This is a genomic window from Pseudomonas sp. B21-023, from assembly GCF_024749165.1.
In the GTDB taxonomy this organism is placed as follows: Bacteria; Pseudomonadota; Gammaproteobacteria; order Pseudomonadales; family Pseudomonadaceae; genus Aquipseudomonas.
Map to the genome: position 1 here is coordinate 5,172,155 of NZ_CP087190.1, position 20,622 is coordinate 5,192,776.

Annotated in this window: 19 protein-coding genes; 8 read left to right on the plus strand and 11 right to left on the minus strand. The window is 64.3% G+C overall.

Features of this window, described 5'->3' with window-relative positions; all coding sequences use genetic code 11:
- Positions 1–52: 52 nt before the first annotated feature.
- Positions 53–973, minus strand: a complete 921-nt coding sequence (gene yedA, locus LOY42_RS23285) for a drug/metabolite exporter YedA (RefSeq protein WP_102684160.1) — start codon at positions 971–973, stop codon at positions 53–55.
- A 152-nt stretch (positions 974–1,125) separates the two neighbouring features.
- On the opposite strand from yedA, the gene LOY42_RS23290 reads away from it, so the two are divergent.
- Positions 1,126–1,584: an Lrp/AsnC family transcriptional regulator gene (locus LOY42_RS23290; protein WP_023631363.1), complete on the plus strand. Its 459-nt coding sequence runs from the start codon at positions 1,126–1,128 to the stop codon at positions 1,582–1,584.
- Between the two features lie 8 nt (positions 1,585–1,592).
- Here the strand turns inward: LOY42_RS23290 and LOY42_RS23295 are convergent, their stop codons facing one another.
- Positions 1,593–2,072: an NYN domain-containing protein gene (locus LOY42_RS23295; protein ID WP_139668332.1), complete on the minus strand. Its 480-nt coding sequence runs from the start codon at positions 2,070–2,072 to the stop codon at positions 1,593–1,595.
- 108 nt (positions 2,073–2,180) lie between these two features.
- The gene (locus LOY42_RS23300) at positions 2,181–2,915 is read right to left on the minus strand and encodes a DUF2076 domain-containing protein (protein WP_258599472.1); all 735 of its coding nucleotides are present in this window, start codon (positions 2,913–2,915) and stop codon (positions 2,181–2,183) included.
- 157 nt (positions 2,916–3,072) lie between these two features.
- On the opposite strand from LOY42_RS23300, the gene LOY42_RS23305 reads away from it, so the two are divergent.
- Entirely contained in the window at positions 3,073–3,735 is a 663-nt protein-coding gene (locus LOY42_RS23305; RefSeq protein ID WP_110703165.1) for a YciC family protein, read from the plus strand.
- Positions 3,736–3,745: 10 nt separating this feature from the next.
- Here the strand turns inward: LOY42_RS23305 and hrpB are convergent, their stop codons facing one another.
- Positions 3,746–6,274 (minus strand): ATP-dependent helicase HrpB, encoded by a 2,529-nt coding sequence (gene hrpB, locus LOY42_RS23310; protein WP_139668328.1) that lies wholly within the window; start codon positions 6,272–6,274, stop codon positions 3,746–3,748.
- A 119-nt stretch (positions 6,275–6,393) separates the two neighbouring features.
- On the opposite strand from hrpB, the gene LOY42_RS23315 reads away from it, so the two are divergent.
- A complete protein-coding gene (locus LOY42_RS23315) occupies positions 6,394–6,813 on the plus strand; it encodes a polyribonucleotide nucleotidyltransferase (RefSeq protein WP_102684164.1) in 420 nt (139 codons plus the stop codon).
- A gap of 25 nt (positions 6,814–6,838) precedes the next feature.
- Entirely contained in the window at positions 6,839–7,708 is an 870-nt protein-coding gene (locus tag LOY42_RS23320) for a cation diffusion facilitator family transporter (protein ID WP_139668326.1), read from the plus strand.
- A gap of 21 nt (positions 7,709–7,729) precedes the next feature.
- Here the strand turns inward: LOY42_RS23320 and LOY42_RS23325 are convergent, their stop codons facing one another.
- Positions 7,730–8,563 (minus strand): DUF6515 family protein, encoded by an 834-nt coding sequence (locus tag LOY42_RS23325; protein WP_139668324.1) that lies wholly within the window; start codon positions 8,561–8,563, stop codon positions 7,730–7,732.
- An 85-nt stretch (positions 8,564–8,648) separates the two neighbouring features.
- The gene (locus LOY42_RS23330) at positions 8,649–9,233 is read right to left on the minus strand and encodes a TetR/AcrR family transcriptional regulator (protein ID WP_139668322.1); all 585 of its coding nucleotides are present in this window, start codon (positions 9,231–9,233) and stop codon (positions 8,649–8,651) included.
- A gap of 133 nt (positions 9,234–9,366) precedes the next feature.
- Here LOY42_RS23330 and LOY42_RS23335 point away from each other — a divergent pair, with 133 nt between their 5' ends.
- From LOY42_RS23335 to LOY42_RS23345, 3 genes are all read left to right on the plus strand, one after another.
- The gene (locus tag LOY42_RS23335; RefSeq protein WP_139668320.1) at positions 9,367–10,572 is read left to right on the plus strand and encodes an MFS transporter; all 1,206 of its coding nucleotides are present in this window, start codon (positions 9,367–9,369) and stop codon (positions 10,570–10,572) included.
- 312 nt (positions 10,573–10,884) lie between these two features.
- Positions 10,885–11,361: an Lrp/AsnC family transcriptional regulator gene (locus LOY42_RS23340; protein WP_011535815.1), complete on the plus strand. Its 477-nt coding sequence runs from the start codon at positions 10,885–10,887 to the stop codon at positions 11,359–11,361.
- A gap of 53 nt (positions 11,362–11,414) precedes the next feature.
- Positions 11,415–11,618, plus strand: a complete 204-nt coding sequence (locus LOY42_RS23345) for a DUF2788 domain-containing protein (RefSeq protein WP_023631482.1) — start codon at positions 11,415–11,417, stop codon at positions 11,616–11,618.
- Positions 11,619–11,641: 23 nt separating this feature from the next.
- On the opposite strand, the gene LOY42_RS23350 is transcribed toward LOY42_RS23345, so the two are convergent.
- From LOY42_RS23350 to ycaC, 4 genes are all read right to left on the minus strand, one after another.
- Positions 11,642–12,271 (minus strand): pseudouridine synthase, encoded by a 630-nt coding sequence (locus LOY42_RS23350; protein WP_139668318.1) that lies wholly within the window; start codon positions 12,269–12,271, stop codon positions 11,642–11,644.
- 6 nt (positions 12,272–12,277) lie between these two features.
- The gene (gene amn / locus LOY42_RS23355) at positions 12,278–13,741 is read right to left on the minus strand and encodes an AMP nucleosidase (RefSeq protein WP_023632409.1); all 1,464 of its coding nucleotides are present in this window, start codon (positions 13,739–13,741) and stop codon (positions 12,278–12,280) included.
- Between the two features lie 77 nt (positions 13,742–13,818).
- Positions 13,819–15,471, minus strand: a complete 1,653-nt coding sequence (locus tag LOY42_RS23360) for an acyl-CoA dehydrogenase family protein (protein WP_258599475.1) — start codon at positions 15,469–15,471, stop codon at positions 13,819–13,821.
- A gap of 309 nt (positions 15,472–15,780) precedes the next feature.
- Complete coding sequence (gene ycaC, locus LOY42_RS23365) at positions 15,781–16,410, minus strand: isochorismate family cysteine hydrolase YcaC (RefSeq protein ID WP_111533157.1); 630 nt, start codon at positions 16,408–16,410, stop codon at positions 15,781–15,783.
- Between the two features lie 290 nt (positions 16,411–16,700).
- On the opposite strand from ycaC, the gene LOY42_RS23370 reads away from it, so the two are divergent.
- Positions 16,701–18,107 carry a PAAR domain-containing protein gene (locus LOY42_RS23370; RefSeq protein ID WP_258599477.1) on the plus strand — a complete coding sequence of 469 codons (1,407 nt, stop codon included), beginning with the start codon at positions 16,701–16,703 and terminating at the stop codon, positions 18,105–18,107.
- 462 nt (positions 18,108–18,569) lie between these two features.
- Here LOY42_RS23370 and LOY42_RS23375 read toward each other — a convergent pair whose 3' ends face one another.
- Positions 18,570–20,561: a hybrid sensor histidine kinase/response regulator gene (locus LOY42_RS23375; RefSeq protein WP_139668312.1), complete on the minus strand. Its 1,992-nt coding sequence runs from the start codon at positions 20,559–20,561 to the stop codon at positions 18,570–18,572.
- Positions 20,562–20,622: the final 61 nt, after the last annotated feature.

Consider the following 20,622-nt stretch of genomic DNA (forward strand, 5'->3'; position numbering starts at 1 on the left):
CAATACCGTCAGGGGTTCAGCGAAGGCGGCAAGTTTACCGCAACGCCCTGCCCTACTTGCACATTTCGCCTTTCAGCGGCACCGGCTGCTGCGGCGCCTTGCGCCATTGCGGCAGGCCGATCAGCACCACGGCGCCAATGATCACCGCCATGGCCACGCACTCCTCGGCGCCGATCTGCTCGCCGGCGAAAACGATCCCCAACAGCACCGCCACCGCCGGGTTGACGTAGGCGTAGCTGGTGGCCGCTGCCGGGCGCACGTGCTTGAGCAGGTACATGTAGGAACTGAACGCCAGGATCGAGCCGAAGAACACCAGATAGGCCAGCGCCCCCCAACCGGCGGCCGTGGGCATCTGGGTCAGCCGCTCGCCGCTCACGGCGCTGCCGATCAGCAAGGCGGCGCCGCCCACGAGCATTTCCGCGGCGCTGGCCATGGCGCCCTGGGGCAGCGGCAGGCTCTTGCTCCACACCGAACCGAAGGCCCAGGCCGCTGCGGCGAAAAGGATCAGCGCCGCGCCCATGGGGCTGGCCTGCAGGTTCGAGCCCAGGTTGAGCATGCCGATGCCGACGAGTCCAAGGGCGATCCCCGCCCATTCCAGGCGCGAGTTGCGATGGCCGAAGAACAGCCCGAACACCAGGGTGAACAGCGGCACCGTGGCTACCGCCAGCGCCGCCACGCCCGAGGCGACTCCGGCATGCTCGGCCAGGGTCACACCACCGTTGCCGCAACTGAGCAGGAGAAAGCCGATGGCGCCGGCCGCGCGCCACTGCGGCCAGGTCGGCGCTGGCGCGCCGCGCCAGCGCAGGAAGCCATACAGCAGGCTGCCGGCAATCACGAAACGCACGCCGGCCATCAGCATCGGCGGCCAAGACTCCACGCCGATTCGAATGAACAGGTAGGTCGAGCCCCACACCAGGTACAAGGCAAGGAAGGCTCCGATGAGCAACAGCGGGAAGCGGCGGGCGGTGGACATGGCAGGGCTCGAAATCCGTTTACGGGTGGATTAGTTTAGAAAGGCCCTCGCGCAAACTTAAGTTACAAAACACGTTTAAAATACCGAAACACTTTGCAATGCACGGTTATGCAGACGCTTCACCGTCGATTGCAAGGTCACCTGGAATCGCCATGGACAAGTACGATCGCATGCTTCTCGCCGCGCTGCTGGAAAACGGCCGGGCCACCTACGCGCAGCTGGCGCGCCAGGTCAATCTCTCCGCCCCGGCGGTGGCCGAGCGGGTGGCCAAGCTGGAGGCCAGCGGTGTTATCAGCGGCTACACGGCCAAGGTCGACCTGGAAAAGATCGGCCTGCCGATCCAGTGCGTGATGGAACTGCGCCTGGCCAGCCATGGCAACCAGCAGGCCTACGAGGCCTTGGAGAAGATCCCTGAACTTACCGAGTGCCACCGGGTGACCGGTGACCCGTGCGTGATCATGCAAGCGGCCGTCACGTCCATGGGCGAGTTGGAGGCGCTGATCAACCGCGTGTCGCAGCTAGGCTTCACCAAGACCTCGATCATCCTGTCCAGCGCGGTGGCGCGAAGGGTGCCGCTGGGGCATCTGGGGGGCAATGGCAAAAAAACCTGAGCGCGGGTTCAGTGACGCAGCAACAGCCTGCCCTCGATCGGCACGTAGCGGCTTGCGGCGCGGATTACCGACAACGCCGTCAACCCCGGCACGCCGTACACGACGGTTTCCACGCCATGGCGTTGCATCGCCCGCTCCAGCAGCAGGTCGAAATCACCGTCGCCGGAGGCCAGCACTACCTGGTCAACTCGTGCCGCCGCCTCGATCACATCGAGGGTGATGCCCACGTCCCAGTCACCCTTGGCCGAACCGTCGGCACGTTGGATGAACGGCTTTAGGCGCACCTCGAAACCGAGGTTGCGCAGGATCTGCTGGAACTGTTGCTGCTTGCTGTCACCGCGGTCGATGGCATAGGCCACCGCCTCGACGATCTGCCCCTCGCGGCTGACCTCGGCCCACAGCGCGGCGTAGTTGAAATGGCAGCCATGGCCTTGGCGAACCGTGTAGTAGAGGTTCTGTACATCGGCGAACAGCGCGATTTTCTTCACCGGGAGCCTCTCTCTGGCAGTGGCAGGCAATCGCGGGGCATTCCCGCTCCCACGCTTCGACAGGAGCGGGATTGCCCCGCGATCAGACGCTGCAGTATGCCAGAGCCCTCAGACGTAGTCGTCGTCCGAGAAGAAGCCGCCATCATCGCCGCCGCTGTAGTCGGTATCGGCGAACCCGCCCTGGTCATTGCCCCAGCCACCGTTGTCGGCCACCTGGCGCTGACTGTCCTGATCGTTCCAGCCGCCAGCGTCGCTGGCCGGCGCCGGCTCTTCCTTGATCACCTCGACGATTTCTTCAGGCTGCGAGTTGTGGTTGAACAGGCTGCTGATACCTTGAGCCAGCAGCACACCACCAGCCACCCCCGCAGCAGTCTGCATTGCCCCGCCGAGGAAGCTGCTGGCACCGCTGCGCGCCGGAGTAGGCGCCGCACCGAAACCCTGTTGTGGTGGTGGCGGGGAATAAGCCTGCGGCGCCGGCTCACGCCAGCCCCCTGTGGAAGTCGAAGCCGGAGCAACCGGCCGCTGCGGCTCCGGGTTGCGCGCTCCCGCACCGAAGATGCTGGAAAGAAAACCGCTGCCGCTGCCACTGGGGCGGCTTGCCTCCAGTTGCGCCCGCGCTTGCTTGAGCTCGGCCTCGAGCTGCTTGTTCTGCTCGTCCAGGCGCTTGATCGCCGCTTCCTGCACCAGGATCGCCTGAGCCATGTAGTAAGGCGCCGCCGGCTGCTGGCGCAGGTGCTCCTCGATGCGTGCCTGGGCCTGGGCATCGCGCGGCTGGGCCGGGTCTTCGGCTTGCTTGAGACGGCCGAACAGGCCATCGATCAGGGTTTGTTCTTCAGTGTTCATCGGGGCAACCTCGTGCGCTGAACAGGGCATCGGACAGCGTCAAAGATGGGGGGCCGGGCGCGGCGATTCAATTGCGCTGGCCATGAAACTTTTTTCAGCAAGCGGGCGGTCTGGGCTAAAGTTACGCCCTGCTTTTTCCGCCATGCGATGTTGACCGATGAATCCGTTGAGCGTTCTGCGCGACTCCCTGTACTTCTTCCGCCGTCACCTGACGGGCATCCTCCAGCTGTGCCTGCCGTTAGTGGTACTCGAGGCCCTCGGCACCCAGCTGCTCTACAACCAGCTGGGCGAACAGGCCTCGCCGGCCTACGGCATGCTGGTCAGCCTGCTGTTCTATCCGCTGTACAGCGCCGCGCTGATCCTCTACCTCGACACCCGCAGCAATGGCCAGGCCATCGCCAAGCGCGACCTGTTCGCCCGCGCCCTGCAGCTGTGGCCGATGTTGGCCCTGCTGATCGTGATCAGCTCGCTGCTGATCATGGCGGGCCTGGCGCTGTTCATCTTCCCCGGCGTGTGGATCATGGTGAACCTGGTGTTCGCCGAGTACCTGCTGGTGCTGCGCGGCCTGCCGGTGATCGAGGCGATGCGCACCAGCGCGCGCATGACCACCGGGCACTTCCTGCGCATCATGGTGTGCATGCTCTCGGTGCTGGCGCCGCTGTGGCTGATCGACGGCCTGCTGCTGCAGCTGTTCCCCGAGCCGCAGGCCGGCGTGCAACTGGCGCTGGACAGCCTCAGCGGCTTCCTGCAGCTGTTCAGCACCGTGGTGCTGTACAGGTTGTTCATGCTACTGGAGAGTGAGGCGGGCGCAGCCACCTGATCGCGCGCGCTCAGGCTTTCCTCGGCTTGGCCCGCGCCGTAGCCTCGGCCACCAGCGGGTCTTCCGGCCAGTAGTGCTTGGGATAGCGCCCTTTCAGGTCCTTCTTCACCTCGGCATAGGTGGTGCGCCAGAAGTTGGCCAGGTCCTGGGTCACTTGCACAGGCCGACGTGCTGGCGACAACAGGTGCAGCTTGACCTGCTGCCGCCCATTGGCGATGCGTGGAGTGTCGGCCAGGCCAAACAGCTCCTGCAGGCGCACGGCCAGGATCGGTGGTTGCTCGCTGTAGTCCAGGCGGATGCTTGAGCCCGAAGGCACGGCCAGGTGCGACGGTGCGAGCTCGTCCAGGCGCTGGGGCAGCGGCCAGGGCAGCAGGTTGCGCAGGATCGAGGCCAGATCCAGGTTGGAAAAATGGCTCAGCCGCGACACCTTGCCGAGGTAGGGTTGCAACCAGTCTTCCAGGCTGGCCAGCAAGGCATCGTCACCCAGGTCTGGCCATTCGCTCTGATTGCCCTTTTCCAGGTCGAGCTGGCGCAGCAGCGCGACACGGGCCTGCCACTGGCGCAGTTCCGGGGTCCAGGTCAGCAGGTTCAAGCCTTTGCGCCGTACCAGGCCGAGCAACGCCTTGGCCCGCGCCTCGTCGTCCAGCCCAGGCAACGGTTCACGGCTGAGCACCAGCTCGCCGACCTTGCGCTGGCGCTCGGCGCGCAACACCTGCTCGCGTTCGTCCCAGTCGAGCAGGTCGAGCTGCTCCACCTGCTCGGCCAACACTCCGTCGAACAGCGACGGGTCGAACTCGGCAGCCAGGTAGATGCGCTCCTCGCGTTGCCCCTGACGGCTGCCCAGGTCGGCGATCACCAGCCACGGGCTTTTCATCAGCACATCGGCTTCGGCGAACAATGCCGCGCGGCCATTGGCCAGGCGATACTCGGCGCCGCCGTCGCGACGTTGTTGCGCCACCCGGTCAGGGTAGGCCAGCGCCAGCACCGCGCCCAACCAGCGAGGATGATCGGGGTCGGAGACCGGGCTGCGCGGTTTGCCACGTAGCTGACCACGATACTGACGAGCCAGTTGCCGGGCGCGCTGCACGCCGCCCTGCCCGCCCCGGGAGGCGCGGCTTTCACCGCTGAGCAAAGCCAACCGGCTATGCAGGTCGGCACCGCCGCCGCGCATGATGTCGCGCTCGCCCAACAACGCGGCGACATCGCACGCCAGGTCGGCCAACCCAAGATCCTGGCCGCGCAGCAGCAGGTGGGCGATACGCGGATGCGCAGGCAGCTCGGCCATGGCCTGACCATGGGCGCTCAGGTTGTCGCGACAACCCGGCTTGAAGGCGCCGAGCCGGGCCAGCAGGTCCTGAGCTTGCGCGAAGGCGGCCGCTGGCGGTTGGTCAAGCCAGCTAAGCTGCTCCGGCGGCACACCCCAGCGCGCCAACTGCAGGGCCAGCCCGGCCAGGTCGGCCTGGAGGATTTCGGCGCTGCCGTGGGCCGCCAGTTGGTCATGTTGCGCCTCGGACCACAGCCGATAGCACACGCCAGGCTCGAGGCGCCCGGCACGCCCGGCGCGCTGGGTAGCGCTGGCGCGGGAGATGCGCTGGGTGTCCAGGCGGGTCATGCCGCTGCCGGGGTCGAAGCGCGGCACCCGCGCCAGCCCGGCGTCGATCACCACGCGCACACCGTCGATGGTCAGGCTGGTCTCCGCGATATTGGTGGCCAGCACCACCTTGCGCTGGCCCTTGGGCGCCGGCTCGATGGCGGCGCGCTGGGCACTCAGCTCAAGCTCACCGTGCAGCGGGCAGAGCAGGATCTCCGGACGCTCGCCCACAGCCTCCTGCAGAGCCTGGTGCACGCGGCGGATCTCGGCCTGTCCGGGGAGGAACACCAACAGGCTGCCGGATTCATCGGCCAGGGCCTGGAGCACGCAGTCGACCACGCGCGGCTCGACGAACTCGCCAGGCTGGAACGGCCGGCCCCAGCGGATATCCACCGGGTGCATGCGCCCCTGGCTGCTGATGATCGGTGCATCGTCGAGCAGGCGCGACAGGCGCTCGCCCTCCAAGGTTGCCGACATCAGCAGGACCTTCAGCGGCGGCTGGTCACGCAGCAACGCCCGGCCGTTGAGGCTCAGGGCCAGGGCCAGGTCGGCATCCAGGCTGCGCTCGTGGAACTCGTCGAAGATCACCAGGCCCACGCCTTCAAGCGCAGGATCGCTTTGCAGGCGGCGGGTGAGGATGCCTTCAGTGACCACTTCGATACGCGTGTTCGGGCCGACCTTGCTGTCCAGGCGGATGCGATAGCCCACGGTCTCGCCGACCTTCTCGCCCAGTTCACTGGCCAGGCGTTCGGCGGCGGCGCGGGCGGCCAGGCGCCGCGGCTCGAGCATGAGGATGGTCTGCCCGGCCAGCCAGTGCTCGTCGAGCAGCGCCAGCGGTACGCGGGTGGTCTTGCCGGCGCCGGGGGGCGCCTCGAGCACCGCTTCGTCACGTTTGGCCAGGGCTTGGCGCAGGTCGGACAATACGGCATCGATCGGTAATGAAATCATGGTGGTCCTCGAACAATCGTCCGAGTATAACGGCGAACCGAGGCTGCCCTATCATGGTCTTAACCTCAGGCGCCGGCGATTGCCGCGCCCTTGATCGTCGTTACCTTCCGGAGATTCACATGCGCATCCCTTCCCGCGTCATCGGTGGCGCCCTCATCGCCACCCTGCTGACCCAGCTGACGGCCTGCGGCACCCTGTTCTACCCTGACCGTCGCGGCCAGATCGAAGGCAAGATCGACCCTGTGGTCGCGGCCATGGACGCCATTGGTATTCTCTTCTACGTGCTCCCCGGCCTGATCGCCTTCGGCATCGACTTCGCCACTGGCGCCATCTACTACCCCGGCGGCAAGAGCGCGCAGATCGACCCGGCCAAGCTCAAGCCGGCGGTCAATGCCGATGGCCAGGTCGACAGGACCAAGCTGCAGGCTATCCTGGAGAGCGAACTGGGCCAGCGCCTGCCATTGAACGACCCACGGCTGATCCAGCACCGTGGCAGTGTCGAGCAACTGGCCAGCTACGGCCTGGTGCCTGCCGCCTGATCTGACCACGGACGATCCTCTGCGCATGACCGCCACCGCCGAACACCAACGCTTGCTGCGCCTGGCCACCCGCGCCTCGCTGAGCGTCGCCTGCATCCTGGTGCTGAGCAAGGCCGTGGCCTGGTGGCTGAGCGGCTCGGTCAGCCTGCTGGCCGGGCTGACCGACTCGGCGCTGGATGCCGCCGCCTCCTTTCTCAACCTGCTGGCCGTTCACTACGCCTTGCGCCCCGCCGACGACGACCACCGTTTCGGCCATGGCAAGGCCGAAGCCCTGGCCGGCATGGCCCAAGCACTGTTCATCGGGGTCAGCGCGGTGCTGATCGGGGTGCAGGCGGTTGATCGGCTGAAGTCGCCGGAGCCTTTGGGCGACACTGCCGCCGGCATCGTGGTGATGCTGCTGTCGCTGGTACTGACCCTCGCATTGCTGGCATTCCAGCGCAAAGTCATCCGCGCGACCGGCTCCACGGCCGTGCGCGCCGACTCGCTGCACTACCGATCCGACCTGCTGCTCAACGCCAGCATCCTGCTGGCGCTGCTGCTGGCCCGCTTCGGCTGGCCACAGCTCGATGCCCTGTTTGGCTTGGGTATCGCCCTGTACATCCTGTGGAGTGCGCTGCAGATCGCCCGCGAGAGCACGGCGATCCTGATGGACAAGGAACTGCCGACCGATATCGGCGAGCGCATGCTCGAAGTGGTGCTGGCGATTCCCGGGGTGAAGGGGGTGCATGACCTGCGCACACGGGTGTCCGGCAGCCAGTGGTTCGTACAACTGCATCTGGAACTGCCCGGCGAAATGCCGCTGCATGCCGCCCATGAGCTGTGCGTGCAGGCTTCGCAGGTCATTCGCCAGCGCTATCCGCGGGCTGATGTGATGGTTCACGCCGACCCGGTGTAGCCCGCGCTCGCAATTGCCTTGTCAATTGACGCTGTAGCCGCGCCCACTCAGGCACGCCCCCAATGCCCGCCTATAGTTGTCCGCCACATTGGCCGGAGGCGCATAGGTCGCCGTCGCCGGATCGAACCCCGACTGACTCACCGCCCAGCGGTGGCACTGGTAGCGGTCCTGCTCCTGCTGCTCCGGCCCCTGGCCGTACATCGGGTAGGCGATCACATCATAGCCACTGCCCTGCTGCTGCGGTGCAGGCGCAACGCTGGGCGGGTTGACCACCACGTACTCGCGGCTGTCGGCGAGGTACTGGTAGTAGGTGTCGGCCACCAGGAAGAACAACGCACCGCTCAACCACACCTCGCGGGCATAGGGCGGCAGATAGCCGACCCGCACACCGTAAGGCGGCGTGACCACCACGTAGCCGCCGCCATGCGGCCGATACCAATAACCGCCGGAGTAGAAGTAGTCCTGTCCACGATAAGGCACCTTCCAGTAGCGGTCCGGGAAGCGATCGACAGTGTGCCCGGGGTGATACTGTGGCCCTGGCCCCCAGCCATTGCCATGACCATCAGGCCGTCCCGACCAATTGCCGCCCGGGCGCTGACCCGGACCGCCCGCCTCCCAGTGACGGTTGTCACCGTAACGACGGGGAATATCCTGGTAGTAGCCCTGACGTGGCGGTTGCGTCTGGCGCACTTCGTCACGTGAGTTGAGCGGCGATCCACGCCGTTCGCCACCGCCCTGCTCCTGCTGGCCGCCATGACCGTCATGCCCTTCTCCAGGCTCTTCGGCCAAGGCGCCCAGGCTGATGCCCAGGCCCAGCAAACCAACACCTGCCAACCGCCAGATGCGCGAACTCATGTTGTTCCTCTCGATGATAACGCCCGCCTTTACCGTTCGCAGTCTACTGCGCAGACCGCGACCGGCAGATGAAATAGCCGACAGCCTAGCGCGCCAGCAAGCCACGCAGCAGCAACTCCAGGGCGACCAAGGCCTGGCCGAGGCGGATATCGCCGTCCTCTGCCTGGGCGATCCAGACCGCCGCCTCCGACAAACTGCCATGTACCAGCGCCGCCAACGCCCAGGGATCGGCCTCGGCAACCACACCCTGCTGGACCAGCCCACTCAACATCCGCTGTAGCGATGCAATGCAATGCTGCTGCGCCTCGGGGGTCACCGCACCCAGCACGGCGCGCGCGTCACGCAGGACAATGCGCTGGATCTCCGGCTCGCGGGCCATGCGCAGGTAGGCCTCGCAACGCTGGCAGAAGCCTTGCCAGGGGTCATCGCAGGATGCGGAGATGGCCAGAAGACGTGCATCCACCTCACCATCGATCTGTGCCACCACGGCCGCCAGCAGGCCCTGCTTGTCGCCGAAATGGTGGTAGAGCGCGCCTCGGGTAAGCCCGGCGCGAGCGGTCAGGTCATCCATGGACGCCTGTGCGTAGCCTTGTTCGCTGAAGACCTGGCGGGCCATTGCCAGCAAGGCGGCGCGGGTTTCTTCCATCTCGGCGCGGGTGCGACGAACCATGGCCTCTCCTTTACGTACAATTCGTATGAATATTTACATTCAGCTCGTATGAATATTTAATCATACGCACTGTACGTATTATCCACGCCCTGCCTTGCCGCCAGCAAGCGGGCCGCCTCACGGAGCAAGCGCCATGCCCAACCCTTATGCACACTTGTTCGTCCCGACCGGCACCCTCGGGTTCACCTTGGCCGGCCTGCTGGCCCGCCTGCCGTTGCCCATGACCGGTATCGGCATCATCACGCTGGTGGCGCAATGGCGCGGCAGCTATGCCTTGGCCGGAGCGGTGTCGGCCTGCTTCGTGCTCACCTATGCCCTGTTGTCGCCACAGGTATCACGCCTGGTGGATCGCCTGGGCCAGCGCCGCGTGCTGCCGCCGGCCAGCCTGCTGAGCGTGCTCGGGCTGCTGCTGATGGCTGCCTGCGCCTGGTGGCGCAGTGCCGACTGGCTGCTGTTCATCGCCGCCCTGCTGGCCGGCTGCATGCCGAGCATGTCGGCTATGGTCCGGGCGCGCTGGACCCAGCTGTACCGCGGCCAGCCGCAACTGCAGACTGCCTACTCGCTGGAAACCGTACTCGATGAAGCCAGCTTCATTGCCGGCCCACCGCTGGCCGTCGGGCTCAGCGTGGCGCTGTGGCCCCAGACCGGGTTGCTGGCCGCTGCCGCGTTACTGCTGCTGGGTACCCTGGCGTTGACCCTGCAGACCGGCAGCGAACCATCGGTGGTCCGTGCCGAAACCTCGTCCAGACGTGACCTGCCGGCATGGCGATGCGCAGGGGTGCCTCAGCTGACGCTGCTGATGGTGGCAATGGGCATGATCGTCGGCACCGTGGACATCGTCAGCGTCGCCTTCGCCGGCGAGCAAGGGCAACCGGCTGCCGCCAGCCTGGTGTTGTCGGCCTATGCCGTGGGCTCCTGCGTTTCCGGGCTGCTGTTCGGCACCCTGCGCTGGCGGATGTCGCTGCCCCGCCAGTTGCTGGTCGGCGCACTGGCCACCACCCTCAGCACCCTGCCGCTGCTCCTGGTCGGCAATATCGCCCTGCTCGCGGCGGCAGTGTTACTGGCCGGGGTGTTCTTCGCCCCGACCATGATCGTGGCCATGGCCCTGGTCGAGCGCAGCGTGCCGGAGCGCCAGCTGACCGAGGGCCTGACCTGGCTGCTCGCCGGGCTGAATGTCGGCGTGGCTATCGGCGCGGCCGGCGCCGGTCAATGGGTGGACGCCACGACAGCACGTAGCGGCTTCATGATTGCCGTGATCGGCGGCTTGCTGGTGCTGCTGGCGGCGCTCGCCATGGCGGGTCGTCGCCAGGCCAGGCCTGTGCAATCTTCAGCACAATAAAAAAGGGAGGCCTTACGGCCTCCCTTCGGGAATTGTCGTCCGTGCTCGGCACTTGTGGCACCGGCTCACCTCGCGCCGTCTTCTGGACAGTGCGTAGCCCGGGGGCCTGGCGGATCCTGTTGGATGGCTGGCCGCGACCGCCCGCCTAGGGCGCGTCGCCGTGGACTGATGTCCGGGCAGTGATTCTGGTGATAAAGATAGGGGAGACGCTGGGGCAGAGGATTGCGAAGATTGCTCTTATAAATACCGCTTGCGCAATTTTTCACTCAGGATCGATAATTCGCCGCAATCTGAACAGAAAAGGTCCTTTCCATGAGCAAGCTCGACCGCTACGACCTGAGCATCCTCGCCGAATTGCAGCGCGATGCGCGCATCTCCAACCAGGAACTGGCCGAACGCATCGGCTTGTCGCCGTCCCCCTGCTCGCGCCGGGTCAAGCAGCTCGAGGACGACGGCTACATCTCGCGCCAGGTGGCCCTGCTGGATCGCAAGAAACTCGGCCTGAGCCTTACAGCCTATGTGCTGATCGGCATGGACCGGCACACCCCTGAACGCTTCGAAACCTTCGAGGCGGCGATCCGCAGCCTGCCCCAGGTCCTCGAATGCAGCCTGGTCACCGGGATGGACGCCGACTACCAGCTCAAGGTGGTGGTGCCGGACATGGACCATTACCAGAAACTGCTGCTGGGCAGCCTGACCCGTATCGAAGGAGTCACCAGCGTGCGCTCGAGCTTCGTGCTCAACCAGGTGCTGGCCAGCACCGAGCTGCCATTGACCCACCTGCGTTGAATCCCTGCGCGCCCGGCGTATGATCGGGCTTTGCGCTTGCCTGGAGTGAACCGATGGATCCCGCCGTATTCGAAGAGTGGATGATGATCATCCTCGTCACCGTGCTGATCGCCTTCATGGGCTTCATCGTCTGGGACCTGGCGAAGAAGTCCAAGGCGGGGCGCTTTGGCACGCTGATCCTGTTCTTTGTGCTGGGCCTTGGCGTGCTGGCGTTCATTATCAAGAGCGTGGTCGTGGGGTTTCTGGAAGGGGTCTGACGACCCCAACGCCGGGGCGGCGACTACAGCTTCGCCGCCACTTCCCGCCATCGCCCCTGCTCCAACCCTTCGATCGTCCAGTCACCGATACGCACCCGCACCAGACGCAAGGTCGGCAGCCCCACCGCCGCCGTCATCCGCCGCACCTGGCGATTACGGCCTTCACGGATCACCAGCTCCAGCCAGGCAGTCGGCACGCTCTTGCGAAAACGTACCGGCGGATTGCGCGGCCACAACTTGGGCTCCTCGAGCAGACGTGCCTGCGCCGGCAGCGTGGGCCCGTCGTTGAGTTCGACGCCCTCGCGCAGGCGCTGTAGCTGCTCCTCGCTCGGCTCGCCCTCCACCTGCACCCAGTAGGTCTTGGCCAGCTTGTGCCTGGGGTCGGCGATCCGCGCCTGCAGGCGCCCGTCGTTGGTCAGCAGCAGCAGGCCTTCGCTGTCGCGGTCCAGACGCCCGGCCGGGTAGATGCCGGGGATGTCGATGAAATCCTTGAGCGTGGCGCGCCCCTCGCCATCGCTGAACTGGGTGAGCACATCGAACGGTTTGTTGAACAGGATCAGGCGCGGCTCGGCCGGCGGCGCCTTGGGCTGGCGACGCGGGCCGGTGGTTCGCGCCGCAGGGCGGCGAGGGGTGCTACGGGGTGGCAGGGGCATGGATCCTCAGCGGAACGGCGGCTCATCGAAGCTGCGCAGTTTACGCGAGTGCAGCGAGTTGAGCTCGGTGCGCAGCAGGTCGAGGGCGGCGATGCCGATCTTCAGGTGCTGGCTGACCGCGCGGTTGTAGAAGGCGTTGGCCGACCCCGGCAGCTTGATCTCGCTGTGCAGCGGCTTGTCGGAAACGCACAGCAAGGTGCCGTAGGGGACACGCAGGCGGTAACCCTGGGCCGCGATGGTGCCACTTTCCATGTCCACCGCCACGGCACGGGACAGGTTGATCAACGGGCGCTCCTGTGCCCAGCGCAGCTCCCAGTTGCGGTCGTCGTAGGTGAGCACGGTGCCGGTGCGCAGGCGCTTCTTGAGCTGCTCGCCACGTTCGCCGGTGACCTGCGCGGCCGCTTCCTGCAACGCCAGCTGCACCTCGGCCAGGGCCGGGATCGGGATGTTCGGCGGCACTACCCGGTCGAGGATGCCGTCGCGGCGCATGTAGGCATGCGCCAGCACGTAGTCGCCGATAGTCTGCGACTGGCGCAGGCCGCCGCAGTGGCCGATCATCAGCCAACAGTGCGGACGCAGCACCGCCAGGTGGTCGGTGATGTTCTTGGCGTTGGACGGGCCGACGCCGATGTTGACCAGGGTCACGCCATCGCCGTCGGCGGCGATCAGGTGGTAGGCCGGCATCTGGTAGCGGTGCCAGACCACGCTGGCGACCAGGGCCTGGGCCTCGCCATTGTCCATGCCCTTCTCGATGACCACGTTGCCCGGCAGGACCATGCGCACGAAGCGTGGGTCCTCGCGCAGTTGCTCAAGGCCATGGGCGATGAACTGGTCGACGTAGCGATGGTAGTTGGTCAGCAGGATCCATGGCTGCATGTGCCGCCAGTCGCTGCCGGTGTAGTGCACCAGGCGGCGCAGGGAGAAGTCCACGCGGGCGGCGTCGAACAGCGCCAGCGGCAGGGTTTCGGCGCTTTCCCAGTCGTACAGGCCATCGGCGGTGTTGTCGGTGGCCGCCGACAGGTCGGTGCTGGGGAACACCCGCGCCAGTTGCGCCGCGGTGATGCCGCTGCCCGCCAGCTCATCGCCCTGGTCAACCACGTAAGGGTAAGGAATGTTCTGTTCGCTGACACCGACTTCCACCGTCACGGTGTAGTCGTGCATCAACGGGCGCAGCTGTTCGAGCAGATAACCACGGAACGCCGCAGGTTGGGTGACAGTTACGCTGTAAGTGCCATCCACCTGGACCTTGGCGTAGGCACGCGTGGTCGCGGCGACTTCACCCTGGCTGGAATAGATGAGGCGCAGGGCCGGGTAGCGAAACAGCGCGCGTTCTTCGTCACCGGGCTCGGTGCGGTCTTTCAGGTAGCGCTTGAGGGCCTGGCTCAGGGCACCGGTGGCCTGTTCATGCAAGGCCGCCAGACGGTCGACGGCCTGTTCGGGGGTATCAACGACTACAAACGCTTGGCTCACGCTGGGCTTCCTGTCTTATGGAATGCATGACAACCATCTTGCCTGCGTTGCAGGGTAAAAACACCCCCGCGATGGCGTTACCCGGCCCACACCGGCGTGGCCCTGGCTACCAGTGCCGCAGCATCAACCCCGCGCGGCAATACGCCGTACACGCGACCGCCGCCGCTCAGCCGACTGCCGATGAACGCGTCGCTCACCGTGGCGTTGCCCGCCTCCAGCAACAGCTTGGCCTGCAACGCCACGGCAATGTCCTCGGTCAGTTGCCGGGCGCGATACTGGATATCGCCGGTATCGGCGAACGCGCCCTTGAGGTTGCCGATGAACGCCGCCAGGCGTGGGTCGCCATGCCCGTCCCCCAGCTCGGTAAACAGCGCCTCCAGCACACCCGGTTCCTTCGACAAGGCGCGCAGCACGTCCAGGCACTGCACATTGCCCGAGCCCTCCCAGGTCGAGTTGACCGGCGCCTCTCGGTACAGCCGCGGCAGGATGCTGTCCTCGACGTAGCCGGCACCGCCCAGGCACTCGGCGGCCTCGTTGATCATCCCGGGGGCGCGCTTGCAGATCCAGTACTTGCCCACGGCCGTCACCAGGCGGGCGAAATGTGCCTGCTGCGGGTCGTCGAGCCGATCAAGCGCCTGGCCCATGCGCAGGCTCAGGGCCAATGCGGCCTCGCTTTCCAGGGCCAGGTCGGCAAGCACGTTCTGCATCAAGGGCTGCTCGGCCAGCACGCGCCCACCGACCTTGCGGTGGGCACAGTGATGCGCGGCCTGGGTCAGGGCCTGGCGCATCAATGCGCTGGAGCCGACCATGCAGTCGAAGCGGGTCATGGCCACCATTTCGATGATGGTCGGCACGCCGCGCCCCTCCTCGCCCACCATCCACGCCAGGGCGCCACGGAACTCCACTTCGCTGGAGGCGTTGGAACAGTTGCCCAGTTTGTTTTTCAGACGCTGGATATAGAACTGGTTGCGATTGTCGTCAGGGCGGTGGCGCGGCAACAGGAAGCAGCTCAGGCCCTTGTCGGTCTGCGCCAGGGTAAGGAAGGCATCGCACATGGGGGCCGAGCAGAACCATTTGTGCCCCACCAGTTCATAGGGCTGGCCCGGCCCGGGCGCGCCGACCGGGTAAGCGCGGGTGGTGTTGGCGCGCACGTCGGTACCGCCCTGCTTCTCGGTCATGGCCATGCCGATCGTGACGCCGGCCTTGTGCCGGTCGCCGACATTGCGCGGGTCGTATTCGCGGGCAAGGACCTTGGGCAGCCAGTAGCCAGCCAGCTCAGGTTGCAGGCGCAAGGCTGGCACGGCGGCGAAGGTCATGGTCAGCGGGCAGCCGGTACCGGCTTCGGCCTGGCTGTGCAGGTAGGTCATCGAGGCCCGGGCCACGTGGGCACCGTCCCGTGGCTCAGCCCACGGCAACGAGGGCAGGCCATGCTCGACGGCGGTGCGCATCAACTGGTGATACGCGGGATGGAATTCCACCAGATCGATGCGGTGGCCATAGCGGTCATGGCTTCTGAACTCGGGCTTGTGGGCATTGGCCAGGAAACCCGCCGCCATCAGCGGGCCACCGGCCAGGGCGCCGTAGGCGTCGATCCGCGACTGGGCCCAGCCGGCACCGAAGCGCCGCGACCACTCCTGCAAGGGCTGGTCGAGGCGGTAGAGGTTGGCACCGTCGAGGGACGGCGGCTGGTTGGTGACTTCGTGGGTTTCAGCGTACTGGTGCAGGTTCATCGGGAGCTCCTGAATCCGGGCATGCCTGAAAGGCCCAGTGAAGCACTCCCAGCGGGTCAGTCAAAGTGACAATAATGACTAAACATGTGGCCCAGGACCGCCAAGGGTTCACCACAACAGGTTCAGCGCCTGTGAGACCGAGCGTCGCCCGCGCGGCGCTCGGTCTCACAGACAGCACAACCATCAAGGCATGCACCTGTCTGCCCTGACACGACCTCAAGACGGGCACATCGCAGCCATTACACAGCCAAACGAAAAAGGCCGACCCCGCCATCGGGGTCGGCCTTTTGAACCAAAAATCTGCTGCTATTACTTACCTGCAGTCAACGCGTTATAGCTGGTCATCAGGTTGCGATAATCCGGAATATGGTTGGAGCACAGCGCTGCAAGGCCTTCGATGTCGTTGCGCCAGTCGCGGTGCAGCTCACAGGCCACGCCGAACCAGGTCATCAGCTGGGCACCGGCACGGCTCATGCGGTCATGGGCAGCATCACGGGTCATTTCGTTGAAGGTGCCGGAAGCATCGGTCACCACGAACACTTCAAACTCTTCTTCCAGGGCGGCCAGCGCCGGGAAGGCTACGCAAACTTCAGTCACCACGCCGGCAATGATCAGTTGCTTCTTGCCAGTGGCCTTCACCGCCTTGACGAAGTCTTCGTTGTCCCAGGCATTGATCTGGCCTGGGCGGGCGATGTACGGCGCATCCGGGAACAGTTCCTTCAGCTCAGGTACCAGCGGGCCGTTTGGGCCTTGCTCGAAGCTGGTGGTGAGGATGGTCGGCAGGTTGAAGAACTTGGCCAGGTCGGCCAGGGCCAGCACGTTGTTCTTGAAACGGTCCGGCTCGATGTCGCGGACCAGGGACAGCAGGCCAGCCTGGTGGTCGACCAGCAGGACAGCGGCGTCGTCTTTGTTCAGGCGGTTGTATTTGAAGTTGGTCATGGCGGTAGCTCCTAAGGGTTTTGATTTTCAGTAAGTTGGGTGTTTCGCGTTGATGGGAGAAGGTTAAAACCACCACTTTTGGAGCGGTAGATAGTGGTTTTTGGCTTTAGCGTTCCGTTTTATGAACGATGCTTGAGCAGGCAATTCGATCGCCCACACCCACGCCGTAGAGGTGAATGACATCCAAATCTTTATTGCTTGTAGGGCATTTCCCAAACCGCCCTCGCCCTGAAAATGCGCGCCTCAAGACTGCTAGGTTCCAGGCTTCCATGTTCAACATGAGGTGAGCCATGGGCTTGCGCATCAGCATCTTCGGCCGGGGTCAGGGCCTGGACGGAGACGAAACCACCACAGGTGCCATCTGCATCGCCAACCAGTCCATGGGCTTTTCGAGCGGCGTCGCCTGGCTATTTGAAGGGGACAAGACCACTGCTTGCCCGCGCTGTGGTGAGGCCGGAACCATCATCGAAGGAGAGCCTTGCTGGACGCAGAACGGCGTATCCACAGCGGTGGATGGCACGCTGGTCAAATGTGGCTGCCCCTTGGGCGACAATCGCGTGGTTGCACCGTTGGATCGACTCCCAGCCCCGCGCCTTGCACCTGCAGCGGCGGCTGCTAGAGAGGCGCCAGTACAGGCTTACGCAAACACGCCGAAAAGGACTGGCTACCAGCCTCAGACAGTCCAGCCATCGATGACACAGCAAAGCCAGGAACATGGCTTCTACATCGTGCCGCGATGCATGACGTATCAGGAGGTGCTGACTGAACTAGGTGCACCGCAAGCCAACCTCCCCAGATCTATCCTGGAGCGCCTGAACCCGACCTATCAGCAGGGGTTCAAGGCGGGGGAGATCTTCGTCATCGGTGACGGCCTGAGCCGGCCGGTCTGCACCCGTGAAGAGCTGATCGCAATGAGCGCGGCGCAACAGGCTCGGGAAGCATTGGCAGATCTGACGGAGGAAGAAGCCGACTTCATGATGCGCCATCAAGCTGAGATCGCCGGGTTGCTCAGTGATGTGAGCCTGGCGATGGGTGTGAGCCAGGCGATGATGGCAAAATCACTGGATGAGCTGGGTTCAATACTGCGAAAGATCGAAGATTTGCATCAAACGCAATTTGCCAAGTATATGCATCTGCGCAGCCCTGAGTTTTTTGCTGAACGAAAAAAATTGTTCAAGCAACTGGATACACATTTGAAAGCGACTTTCCTCAACAAGCGGATGAACTTGGGCAATTATGAAAAGCTACGGCGTGACTTGGGCATATCCTCGAAAAGCCTAATGCACCACTGGAGTAAGGCGGGAGCGCCAGGTCAAATACCCGGTTACTCGACACATTTGAATAAGCTTGCACGACTCTCCAAATTCCTTAAGGCTGGCGGCAATGTCGGAATTGCCGTTGGTGGCACTGGTTCAGCGCTTAAAATCTACGAAGCCTGCCAAGCGGGCAGCAGTGGCACTTGCAGAAAAACGCAGTTTACTGAAATAGGAAATTTTTCGGTGGGGTTCGCCGGGGGGATAGCTGGAGCGAAAGCGGGTGGCGCAATCGCTGTTACAGCCTGCTGGGTAACCGGACCAGGTACCCCTGTATGCTCATTGGTTGTAACAGGTATCGGTGCGCTGGCTGGCAGCGTTGGGGGAATGAAGCTCGGGGAGATAATAGGGGAAGCGATTTACGATGTATTCGACAATGAATGAAAAACTAGCGCCAATCGTTACACTGACCCTACTGACCCCACCCATAATTTTAATTGCAACTGGGCTTGCATTAGACCTCTACCTAACGAAATCGCGAAATTTTCACGAAATAACATCATCACTACAAAGAAGCCAGTGCCTTGACACTGTTAGAAATACATGGAGCGGGCACAGTAGAACAACCAAACTATTAATTATCTTTCAGCTATGCGGGGCCATGGCGATCTCAAAGAGATCTATAAGGAAAGGATTACTCAATGAGAAAGACGTAGCCGAATTCCCGAAAAACATAAGACAAATTATGGTCTTATCTGCATGGCTGGGCTGGATATCCTTCGCCTGGTTGATAATAGGTGCACTAGCGTTTTGAGGAGCACACAGAAACTACAGTACAGCCCCTCACAAGGACTGCACTAACCATCATTCAGTCGGCCCGCGAACTTGTCAGCAGGCGAGTGCAAATCAGACTCGCGTCGCACCAGAAACCGCGCGCCCAGGCGGCATCTGCACCTGGGCAACCGCCACATTCAAGGTCAGCTCGAAGCGGCTCCCCAACCCAAGCGTCGACTCATGGGACAACGTGGCCCCGATCAACTCGCTCAACTGGCGGCAGATGGACAGGCCAATCCCCAATCCGCCATAGCGCCGGGTCATCGAACCGTCCACCTGGAAGAAGCGCTGGTACAGCACCGCCTGATCCAGGTCGTCGAAGCCGATGCCGCTGTCACTGACCGTGAGGCTCAGGGCCAGGCTGTCAGGTCCGGTTCGCCGGCCACGGGCCTGCACGGTGACACCGCCCTGGTGGGTGAATTTCAGCCCGTTGTCCACCAGGCACGCCAGGCAGCGGGCGAGCTTCTGTGCATCGCCGACCAGGCTGTCGGGCAGGTCGGCGGGGATGTCCAGGCTCAGGTACAGGCCCTTGGCCAGCGCCTGGCTGGCATAACCGGCCCGCAGTTCCTGAAGCAGCCGCCGCAGGCTGAACGCCATGCCATGCTTACGCAGGCGCCCGGCCTGCAGCTCGGTGAGGATGAGGATATCGTCGACCATCGCCATCATGTCCTGGGCTGACCCCCTGGCGGTGCGATGATACTGGGCCTGCTCGGCGCTCATGGGCAGGGTGTGCAGCAGTTCCAGCGAACCGATCACGCCGTTCATCGGCGTGCGCAACTCGTGGGTCACGGTGGCGAGGAACTCGTCCTTGAGCCGGTTGCTGCGGGCCAGTTGCAGGTTCAGTTGCTCCAGGGTGCGTCCGGTGTCACGCAGGGTCTGCGCCTGCTGCTCGCGCAAGCTGTTGATGCGGTCGGCCAGGGCCAGCGACAACAGCGCCACCTCCAGCGCCGCGCCAAGCTGGCTGGCGTACATGGTGATGAACAGGTTTGGCAGGTACCCAAGCACCATCAAGGTATTGACCAGCCCGCCGACGAGGAAGGCCGTCCAGGCGATGATGAACCAGCGCGCAACGCGCAAGCCACGCCACCAGGCATACAACCCCGCACTGAAGATGCTCACGGTGAACAACAGTGCCAGCAGCGTGGCCATGCGCAGCGCCACGCCGTAACGCAGGGTCACCGCCAGCACCATCACCAGCGCACCACCTGCCATCAACCCCTTCAGCAGGCGGTCGAGGCCACGGCTGAGGTTGCCCAGTTGCAGGAAATGGCGGGCGAACTGGCAGCCGAACAACCCGGCGGCGCCGATGAACAATGGCGTGGCGGCATTTGCCCACCAGGGGTTGTCCGGCCAGAAGTAGGCGATGCCGGCACCGTTGACCGAGACCTGGTACAGGCCGAACGAGGCGATGTAGAGGATGTAGTACAGGTAGCTGACATCACGCACGCTGAGGTACAGGAACAAGTTGTAAACCAGCATTACCAGCAGCACGCCGTAGATCATGCCCAGCACGTAAAGACGCGTGGGCTGGTCTTCCAGATAAGCCTGGGCCGACCACAATGTCAGCGGCGCCTGGATCGAACCCTGGCTGTGCAGGCGCAGGTAGACGGTCGTCGCCTGGCCGGGGTGCAGCGGCAGCTCGAACAGATAGTTGTTCTGGCGGATCTGCCGGCTGGCATAGGGCAAGGCATCACCCGTGCGCTGGGCCAGGCGATAGGTGCCCTGCGCGTCCGGCAGATAGAGTTCCAGATGATCCAGCGGCGGGTAGGCAAGCTCCAGCAACCACTGGCGTGGTGCTGGCGAAGATGTAGCTGAATAGGCGAGATCGACACGGAGCCAGAAAACGGAGGTCGAATAGCCGGCGTTGAGCACCTCGTCGTGATGGGCATGGAAGCGTCCGGCGAATGCGGCGGTACTGACCTGAGCGATGCTGGCGCTGCCATCGTGGTCTTCATAGACCTGCATGTAGCGGCCCAGCGGCAAGCGCCCGGTGGAGTCGTCGAATTCGACCGCTCCGGCAAGCAGGGGCAAGCAGCCCAGAAGCACAATCAGCAAATAGCGCATACAGCCCCAGCATGGCCTGTCCGGTCGCGTCGCGGTTGCCTCCCTTCCCTTTGAGACGACG

What these genes read in the sequence shown, in the direction of transcription:
- yedA (WP_102684160.1), bottom strand. Translation starts at nt 973, where the DNA reads ATGTCCACCGCCCGCCGCTTCCCGCTGTTGCTCATCGGAGCCTTCCTT.
- LOY42_RS23290 (WP_023631363.1), top strand. Translation starts at nt 1,126, where the DNA reads ATGGACAAGTACGATCGCATGCTTCTCGCCGCGCTGCTGGAAAACGGC.
- LOY42_RS23300 (WP_258599472.1), bottom strand. Translation starts at nt 2,915, where the DNA reads ATGAACACTGAAGAACAAACCCTGATCGATGGCCTGTTCGGCCGTCTC.
- LOY42_RS23305 (WP_110703165.1), top strand. Translation starts at nt 3,073, where the DNA reads ATGAATCCGTTGAGCGTTCTGCGCGACTCCCTGTACTTCTTCCGCCGT.
- hrpB (WP_139668328.1), bottom strand. Translation starts at nt 6,274, where the DNA reads ATGATTTCATTACCGATCGATGCCGTATTGTCCGACCTGCGCCAAGCC.
- LOY42_RS23315 (WP_102684164.1), top strand. Translation starts at nt 6,394, where the DNA reads ATGCGCATCCCTTCCCGCGTCATCGGTGGCGCCCTCATCGCCACCCTG.
- LOY42_RS23320 (WP_139668326.1), top strand. Translation starts at nt 6,839, where the DNA reads ATGACCGCCACCGCCGAACACCAACGCTTGCTGCGCCTGGCCACCCGC.
- LOY42_RS23325 (WP_139668324.1), bottom strand. Translation starts at nt 8,563, where the DNA reads ATGAGTTCGCGCATCTGGCGGTTGGCAGGTGTTGGTTTGCTGGGCCTG.
- LOY42_RS23330 (WP_139668322.1), bottom strand. Translation starts at nt 9,233, where the DNA reads ATGGTTCGTCGCACCCGCGCCGAGATGGAAGAAACCCGCGCCGCCTTG.
- LOY42_RS23335 (WP_139668320.1), top strand. Translation starts at nt 9,367, where the DNA reads ATGCCCAACCCTTATGCACACTTGTTCGTCCCGACCGGCACCCTCGGG.
- LOY42_RS23340 (WP_011535815.1), top strand. Translation starts at nt 10,885, where the DNA reads ATGAGCAAGCTCGACCGCTACGACCTGAGCATCCTCGCCGAATTGCAG.
- LOY42_RS23345 (WP_023631482.1), top strand. Translation starts at nt 11,415, where the DNA reads ATGGATCCCGCCGTATTCGAAGAGTGGATGATGATCATCCTCGTCACC.
- LOY42_RS23350 (WP_139668318.1), bottom strand. Translation starts at nt 12,271, where the DNA reads ATGCCCCTGCCACCCCGTAGCACCCCTCGCCGCCCTGCGGCGCGAACC.
- LOY42_RS23360 (WP_258599475.1), bottom strand. Translation starts at nt 15,471, where the DNA reads ATGAACCTGCACCAGTACGCTGAAACCCACGAAGTCACCAACCAGCCG.
- ycaC (WP_111533157.1), bottom strand. Translation starts at nt 16,410, where the DNA reads ATGACCAACTTCAAATACAACCGCCTGAACAAAGACGACGCCGCTGTC.
- LOY42_RS23370 (WP_258599477.1), top strand. Translation starts at nt 16,701, where the DNA reads ATGGGCTTGCGCATCAGCATCTTCGGCCGGGGTCAGGGCCTGGACGGA.
- LOY42_RS23375 (WP_139668312.1), bottom strand. Translation starts at nt 20,561, where the DNA reads ATGCGCTATTTGCTGATTGTGCTTCTGGGCTGCTTGCCCCTGCTTGCC.